Here is a 6439-nt window from a genome sequence, read left to right on the forward strand (position 1 = left end):
GGGCGGGCAGGCCGGGCCGCGACTGCAGCGCCGTCAGCGCCGCGACGGCGTCGGACACCACGATGGCGTGCGGCATCCGGGCCTGCACGGCGTCCACCGCGGTGGCCGGCCAGTATGCGGGGACCGCCAGGCCGGTGACGTCGGCCCGGCCCGCCGACCGCGTGAGCGCCGTCAGCGCTGTCACGGTCAGGTCCTCACCGCGGTGGGTGGATCCGTCGGGGGCGACGATGGGAACGGGATCGCCGACGCGCTCCACGAACGCCGACAGCACCAGGCCCCGTTCGTCGAGCGCAGCGTTCTCACCCGGCAGGCCCACCTCAGGCGGTCGGTGCCCGAACAGGGTCAGCACCGAACGGCGGACGGCGGGGCGGTCGGCGGGCCCGGTCAGCGGCACGGCGACCAGGTTCGTGACGCCGACTGACAATCCCAGCAAGCTGCGCATACCTGTATGTCGCCGCAGGGCCGCGATTCGTTAGGCGGTTCGGCGACCGATTTCAGCGGCTCAGCGGCCGCGGGCGGCGAACTCCGCGACCATGGCCTCCGCACTGCGCACAGCGGCCCGGCAGGCCCTGGTGGTGAAGGGGTCGTTGAGGGGGTGATCGGCGCGGCGGCGCCAGCGCTGGGCAGCGGCGAACGCGGCCCTCGGCCCGTCGTAGGGGGCGTCGGGCTGCAGGCCCAGCCTGCTCGCGGCGTCGGTGCCCGACCCGCCGATGATGCGCCGCAGCGATACGATCTCGTCCTCGTTCAACGTGGTTGGCCGCGAACGTAGTTGGCTGAGCAGCCGGAGTTCCTCGAAGGCGTGGGTGTCGGCGAGCAGCGGGTCGATGTCGGCGACGATGTAGGGCGTCGCGTAGATCGGGTGCTGCTCGACGAACCGGCGCAGTGACAGCAGCGCGGTGTGCGCCTTGAGCAGGTCGGAACGCTGGGCGAACTGCTGGTCGATGACGTCGCGCAACGCGACGAGACCGCTGCGCTCGAGCAGTTCGTCGGCCAGCGCCACCGAGTCGGTGACACCGGCCCGCAGCACCGCGATCGAGATCCGCACCCCGAACATCCCGAACCGGTTCAGCAACGCCGCGCGGGTGGCGGCGTCGACCGGCAGCGAGGAGTCCTCGCGCACGAAACGGTCCACCGACAGCATCGCCTTGGCCAGCTCGGCCGCGTCGACCCCGGCCAGCTTCTCCAGCGCCACGAACTCGCTCTGCCGCAGGGTCCGCGCGGTCAGTGCGAGCAGCCCCGACACCGGCACCACCGCCTGGCAGATGCCGGTCTTGTCCATCTCGGCGGTGAACCGACTGGCGACGTCCTTGGCCGACATCATCGCGTCGATGCGGCCCGCGCCGATCTCGTCGGCCCGCGACGCCACCCCGATCACGCCGAGCGCGCCCGAGGAGCCCCCCACCAGCTCGCCGATCTGCTTGAGCAGCGCGATGTCGGCGGCGTTCAGCGTGCGAAGCAGGAACACCACGGCGTCGACCCGCGGCACGCCGTCGTCGGGCACCAGCAGCCGCAGGGTGCGCTGCGAGACGTCGCGCGACAACGACGACGTCCCAGGGGTGTCGATGATCGTGGTGTCGATCAGTTCGGCGGCCGGCCATTCGACGTCGAGGTCCACCACGTCCTCGGGGTCGAGGCGGGCGAAGTCGAACGTCAGGCCCCGGTGGTCCGGGGAGCCCTGCGCGCCGCGGCCGATCGGCACGTTCGAACGCCGGCCGCCGCGATGGTTCGCGGTCACCTTCGGAGTGGGCCCGTGCCGGAACCAGGTGACGATCCGGGTGGCCTCGGTGGCGTCGGTGGGTGCGATGTCCTCCCCTACCAGCGCGTTGACCAGCGTGGATTTGCCGGCCTTCAACGTCCCTGCCAGGGCGATGCGGATCGGCTGGTTGAGCCTGCGACCGATCCGGTCGAGTTCGTTGTGCACGTCGGGACGGTCGCGGTACGCCGGATCGGCCCGGTAGGCACTGATGGTGCCGCCCAGGATCGTCCGCACCTGATCGCTCGTGCTCATGTCGGCTGTCCAGCTTAGGCACCCGGCCGCCGCGCAGTGCAGGCGCGCGTCCTACGGCTGTGTCGACTAGGAGTTGCTGCGCATCCCGGCCGGCTCGGCCGGGGCGCCGACGCTCAGCTTCTCGCAGTGGTCGAGCACCTGCCGCAGGATGTTGCGCCGGCGTTCGAGCTCCTTGACGCGGGCGTTGCGCTCGGTCTCCTCCATCTTGGCGGCGGCGAGCGTGGCCTGCAGTGACTCGTTGAGCGACCGGGTGGTCTGGTTGGCGATCTCGCGGTAGTGGTCGCGCAGCTGGCGCTGGATCCCCTTGAGCCGGTCACGCGATTCCTTGCCGACGACGAACGAAACGTCGTCGACGAATTTGCGCATGTTGATCTTGGCGTCGTTGCGGATCCGGAGCATCCGGTTCTCCATCTCCTCCTTGTAGGCCTTACGGCCGATCAGCGCGCCGGCGCCCAACGACAGCGGGTTGAGCATGCCGAGGCCGGCGAAGGAGGTGAGCATGCCGAACATCAGCACACCGCCGAAAGATCCCCGCAGGCCGGAGACCACGCGGTCGCCGACGCGGATCGGTTTGGCCTCCAAGGACGCCAGCGATTTGAATTCGCCGAAGCCGGCGCCCATGTCGCGGGCGTCGATGGTCGGCATCTTGACCGCGTCCAGACCGGCTTCCATGAACGTCCTGGCCACCTCGGCGGCGAGTGCCTCGGATCGCTGGTAGGCCCACACGAAGTTGTCGCCGACCGCGGTGGCGACGGCGTTCTCCAGTTCGGCCCCGATCTCCGCCCACTGCACGCTCGGGTCGCAGGAGTCGATCACCGACTCGGTGTACGCCACGATGTTGCGGAACCGGCCCCTCAGGTCGTGGTCGACGTCCGCGGTCAGGTCGTTGATGCCGTCGTTGAGCACCTGCTGCCACAGCGCGGTCTGCTGCAGCGCATCCTGGGCCTCCTGCTTGCGCCGTTCCAGCTCCTCGGTCAGCCGGTCGCGGGCCTGCGGATCGTTGAACGCCGACAGCTCGGCGTCCAACCCCATCGCCAGATGCTCGGCGGCGGCGCGGATCTCGCTCACCACATGGTCGCGCACCCGGTCGCTCTCGCGGCTGAGCACACGGTCGGACAGGAATTTCACGATCGCCGGGAAGTTGGACTCCTCGTTGAGTTCCTTGTCGTTGAGCTGGATGGCGTGGCTGCGCAGCTGCGCCGACGCGGGGATCATCGGCGTCGAGATGCCCGCGCGCCGCAGGTGCACGGAGTTGGCGTCGACGATCTGCCGCCAGTGCGGGTAGAGGTCGGTCTTGGACGCCACGATCACGGCCACCGGGCAGATCTCGACGGCCTGCCGGATGAACGTCATCTCCGGTTCGGTGAACTCCTGGCTGGTGTCGCTGACCATCAGCATCGCGTCGGCGTCGGGCAGCAACCCCAGCGTCGCCGACAGGTGCGGCTGGCCGTAGCCGCCGACCCCGGGGGTGTCGATGAACGCCAACCCGCCCTTGAGGAGTGGGCTCGGGGCGGTCACCTCGACGCGCAGCACCTCGCGGCCGCCGGCCTGTGGCGCGCGGCGCAGGTCGTTGCGCAGGTCCGCGGGCGGGATCTCGACCAGTTCGGGCTCTTCGCCGTCGGGGTTGGCGACCACCAGGCGCGCGGAGGCCTGCTCGCCGTAGGACACGACGGTGGCCAGCACAGTGGACTCGTCGTCGCCCACCCGCGCCACCGGCATGTTGAGCAGCGAGTTGAGCAGCAGGCTCTTGCCCTGCTTGAGCTGACCGGCGATCACCACCCGGATCTGCGGGTCGGTGATGCGAGCCTTGGCGCGGGCCAGCCGGTCGACCAGGTCGCCACGCTCATAGGAGTCGGCGATCCTGCTGGTGTGGTCGATGAGTTCGACGATCACCTTGACCTTGCGCGGGTCGTTCGGTTGCGTCATGGCGCCCTTCTCACTCGGTCGATCTCACGTTAATGCGCGAACTGGCGGGGACCGGTTGCGGTCCCCGCCAGTTGCGTCACGCGGTCATGTCGATCAGAACGCGTCCAGATCGTTGTTCGAGGCGACATCGTTGTTGGAGGCGATGTCGGTGTTGGTCTCGAACCCGGTGGTGTTGCCCGAGAACAGCTCGGTGTTCGTCTCGTTGCCCGACCCGATCGCGGTCTCGTTGCCCGAGCCGATGTTCGACTCGTAGCTCGAGGAGTTGTCCTCGATCGAGCTCTCGGTGGACGTGTTGACCTCGGACTGCACCGACGTGCTGGTCGAGTTGTCCTCGACGTTGTCGCTGCCGAAGTCGCCGTCGATCTGCGTTCCGGTGTTGACGTCGTTGTCGGTGATGATGATTCCGCCACCGCTGCCGCCGTCGCCGCCGACCGCGTTGCCGCCGCCGATGCCGATCAGGCTGCCGCCGCCGTCGGCGCCGCCACCGTTGCCACCGCTGGTGTCGACGTCGTTGAGCACCGGTGCGTCGTTGTCGGCGATCAGGTCGCCGCCCGCGGTCTGCGAGTTGTCCTCGACCTCGTTGTCCTTGCCGACGACGACGTTCGAGCCGGAGCCGGCGAGGATGTCGCCGTTGTTCATGGTGTTGCCGTCGCCGAGCACCGCGCCGTCACCGCTGACGATGTCGCCGTCGTTGTCGCCGCCGACCACGACGCCGCCGTTGGTGGCGGTGTTGCTGGTCTTGTCACCCAGGGTGATGTCACCGAAGCCAAGGTTGAAGGCGCCGTTCTGGGCGTTGGCGCCGGCGTTCTGATCCGGGCTGGCGATCGGCACGTTGTTGCCGCTCAGCAGGTCCGTGTCGTTACGGCTGGCGAACTCGGTGGTCGGCGCGAACGACGTCTGCGGCGAGAACGGCGAGGCGAAGTTCGAGGCCAGCTGGTGGTGATCGGCGACCGCGCGCTGCAGGCCGACGATCGGGTCTCCGCCGCCGAGGGCGTAGCCGGCCGGGGCGGCGGTGGCTGCGACCGACGCGAGCTGCGCGGCGGTCACGTTCGGCAGGCCGGCGTCGCGGAGCGCGCCGTCGGGGTCGGTGACGAAACGGGCCGCCTCGACCGGGCTGCGGAACAGATCGAGGATGAAGTCGATGAGATTCATGGAACTGCCTTTCTGTTTCTTCCCGGTGAGCCCTCGCGGGCTTGGGAGGTGGTTCCCGCCGGTCCTTCCGGCGTTCTGACGACAACGTTATGGATTCCGGGACCGCCGGGGAACGGGGTCGCCTCCCATCCCCCAAAGATGCCGTACCGGGGTCCCCGCATCGGCCCCATTAGGGGATTAGGGGGTACTTGGGGGCACCGGAGGCACTCGCCGGCAGCGCCGCGTTTTCCCTGTTCAAACGAATTCACCCGCGCGGACAGAGGTCCGCGCGGGTGAAGAGGAAGTGCTGCAGAGGTCAGTTGAAGAGGTCGAAACTCTGGCCGTCGGCCCCGGGCACCTGATCGTCGGAGGGCGACTGCCCCCAATCGGCGGCGAAGTCGGCCGCGGTGTCCGCCGGGGCGTCGGCGAAGGCCGTGTCGAACTGCGCGGCCGGGTCGCCGAACGCGCTGTCGAGGTCGGCCAACGACGTGTCGGCCACCTGGACGACCGGTTCGTCGACCACGTCGGAGATCACGTTGGCGCCGTCGTCGATCGCGGTGCCTGCGCCTGGATCGCCGAAGGCGTCGAACGCCGCGGTGGCGGCGCCGCTCGCCCAGACGTTTCCCGCCGTCTCGGCGCCAACGGCATCGAAACCGCTGGCCGGACCGGTCATGGACAGCGATTCGGACACCACCGGGATGAGGTTGGCGACGTCGACACTCGTCACGTCGGGCAGGTTCGCCTCGGCGAGGGCACCGGCCGGGTCGGCGCTGTAGCGTGCCGCGGCGTCGGGGTCTCGCACCAGCGACATGACGAAGTCGAGAAGCGAGTTAGCCATGACAGCCCGTCCCCCTGAAGATGGTGGTGTAGTCCGGCGATTCGCCGATGTCCCACGATGCTATCGGCGCAGGCCCGCCCCGGGATCGGTGCCGAACCCAGCCCCACGGCGCGGCCGTTAGGGGACGGCACGTTAGGGGATTGACGCCACTAGGGGGATGTTCCGAGGCCTCGGGGGCCCGAGCCGCTAAGGTGAACACCGGCCGAGACAGCAGGAGTGACAGTAATGACCGACTCGTTGGGGTTGTCGATCGGAATGACCAATCTCGTCGCGGCCCGCTTCGGCCGCGACCCGGTCATGCGCCGGTCGATCCTCACCGTTTTCGACGACCGCCCGGCCGAGGTGGGGCTGGCCGCCGAGAACCCGCCCCGCACCTCCCCCGGGATGGTGCTCAGCGGGTTCGTCGACCGCGTCGGCGATCCCGTGCCCCTGGTGGCGGCCGACGGTTCGGCCCACCGCGGCGAGCAGGTGCTGGCCGAGGCGCTGGACACGATGGCCCGCACCGCGGGCGGCGGCGCCCCGGTCGCGATCGCCGT

Annotated in this window: 4 protein-coding genes and 2 pseudogenes; 1 reads left to right on the forward strand and 5 read right to left on the reverse strand. The window is 69.6% G+C overall.

Annotated features, from left to right (window positions below; translation table 11 throughout):
• The 5 genes and pseudogenes from Q2100_RS28400 to Q2100_RS28420 all read right to left on the reverse strand — a co-directional run.
• Positions 1–442: pseudogene (locus Q2100_RS28400) on the reverse strand (Hsp70 family protein); the annotation flags it as partial.
• 60 nt (positions 443–502) lie between these two features.
• Positions 503–2008 carry a dynamin family protein gene (locus Q2100_RS28405; protein ID WP_302916729.1) on the reverse strand — a complete coding sequence of 502 codons (1506 nt, stop codon included), beginning with the start codon at positions 2006–2008 and terminating at the stop codon, positions 503–505.
• A gap of 66 nt (positions 2009–2074) precedes the next feature.
• On the reverse strand, positions 2075–3934 hold the full coding sequence (locus Q2100_RS28410; RefSeq protein WP_302916730.1) for a dynamin-like GTPase family protein: 1860 nt from the start codon (positions 3932–3934) through the stop codon (positions 2075–2077).
• Positions 3935–4027: 93 nt separating this feature from the next.
• The gene (locus tag Q2100_RS28415) at positions 4028–5086 is read right to left on the reverse strand and encodes an IniB N-terminal domain-containing protein (RefSeq protein WP_264016220.1); all 1059 of its coding nucleotides are present in this window, start codon (positions 5084–5086) and stop codon (positions 4028–4030) included.
• Between the two features lie 295 nt (positions 5087–5381).
• Positions 5382–5903, reverse strand: a complete 522-nt coding sequence (locus Q2100_RS28420; protein WP_302916731.1) for an Rv0340 family IniB-related protein — start codon at positions 5901–5903, stop codon at positions 5382–5384.
• 225 nt (positions 5904–6128) lie between these two features.
• Between Q2100_RS28420 and Q2100_RS28425 the strand changes: the two are divergent.
• Positions 6129–6439, forward strand: a pseudogene (locus Q2100_RS28425) (Hsp70 family protein); the annotation flags it as partial.

It is taken from the genome of Mycolicibacterium arseniciresistens (genome assembly GCF_030519285.1).
GTDB classification, from domain to species: domain Bacteria; phylum Actinomycetota; class Actinomycetes; order Mycobacteriales; family Mycobacteriaceae; genus Mycobacterium; species Mycobacterium arseniciresistens.

Excerpts from the sequence above, each read along its gene's own strand:
- Q2100_RS28410 (WP_302916730.1), bottom strand. The coding sequence starts at position 3,934 with ATGACGCAACCGAACGACCCGCGCAAGGTCAAGGTGATCGTCGAACTC.
- Q2100_RS28405 (WP_302916729.1), bottom strand. The coding sequence starts at position 2,008 with ATGAGCACGAGCGATCAGGTGCGGACGATCCTGGGCGGCACCATCAGT.
- Q2100_RS28415 (WP_264016220.1), bottom strand. The coding sequence starts at position 5,086 with ATGAATCTCATCGACTTCATCCTCGATCTGTTCCGCAGCCCGGTCGAG.
- Q2100_RS28420 (WP_302916731.1), bottom strand. The coding sequence starts at position 5,903 with ATGGCTAACTCGCTTCTCGACTTCGTCATGTCGCTGGTGCGAGACCCC.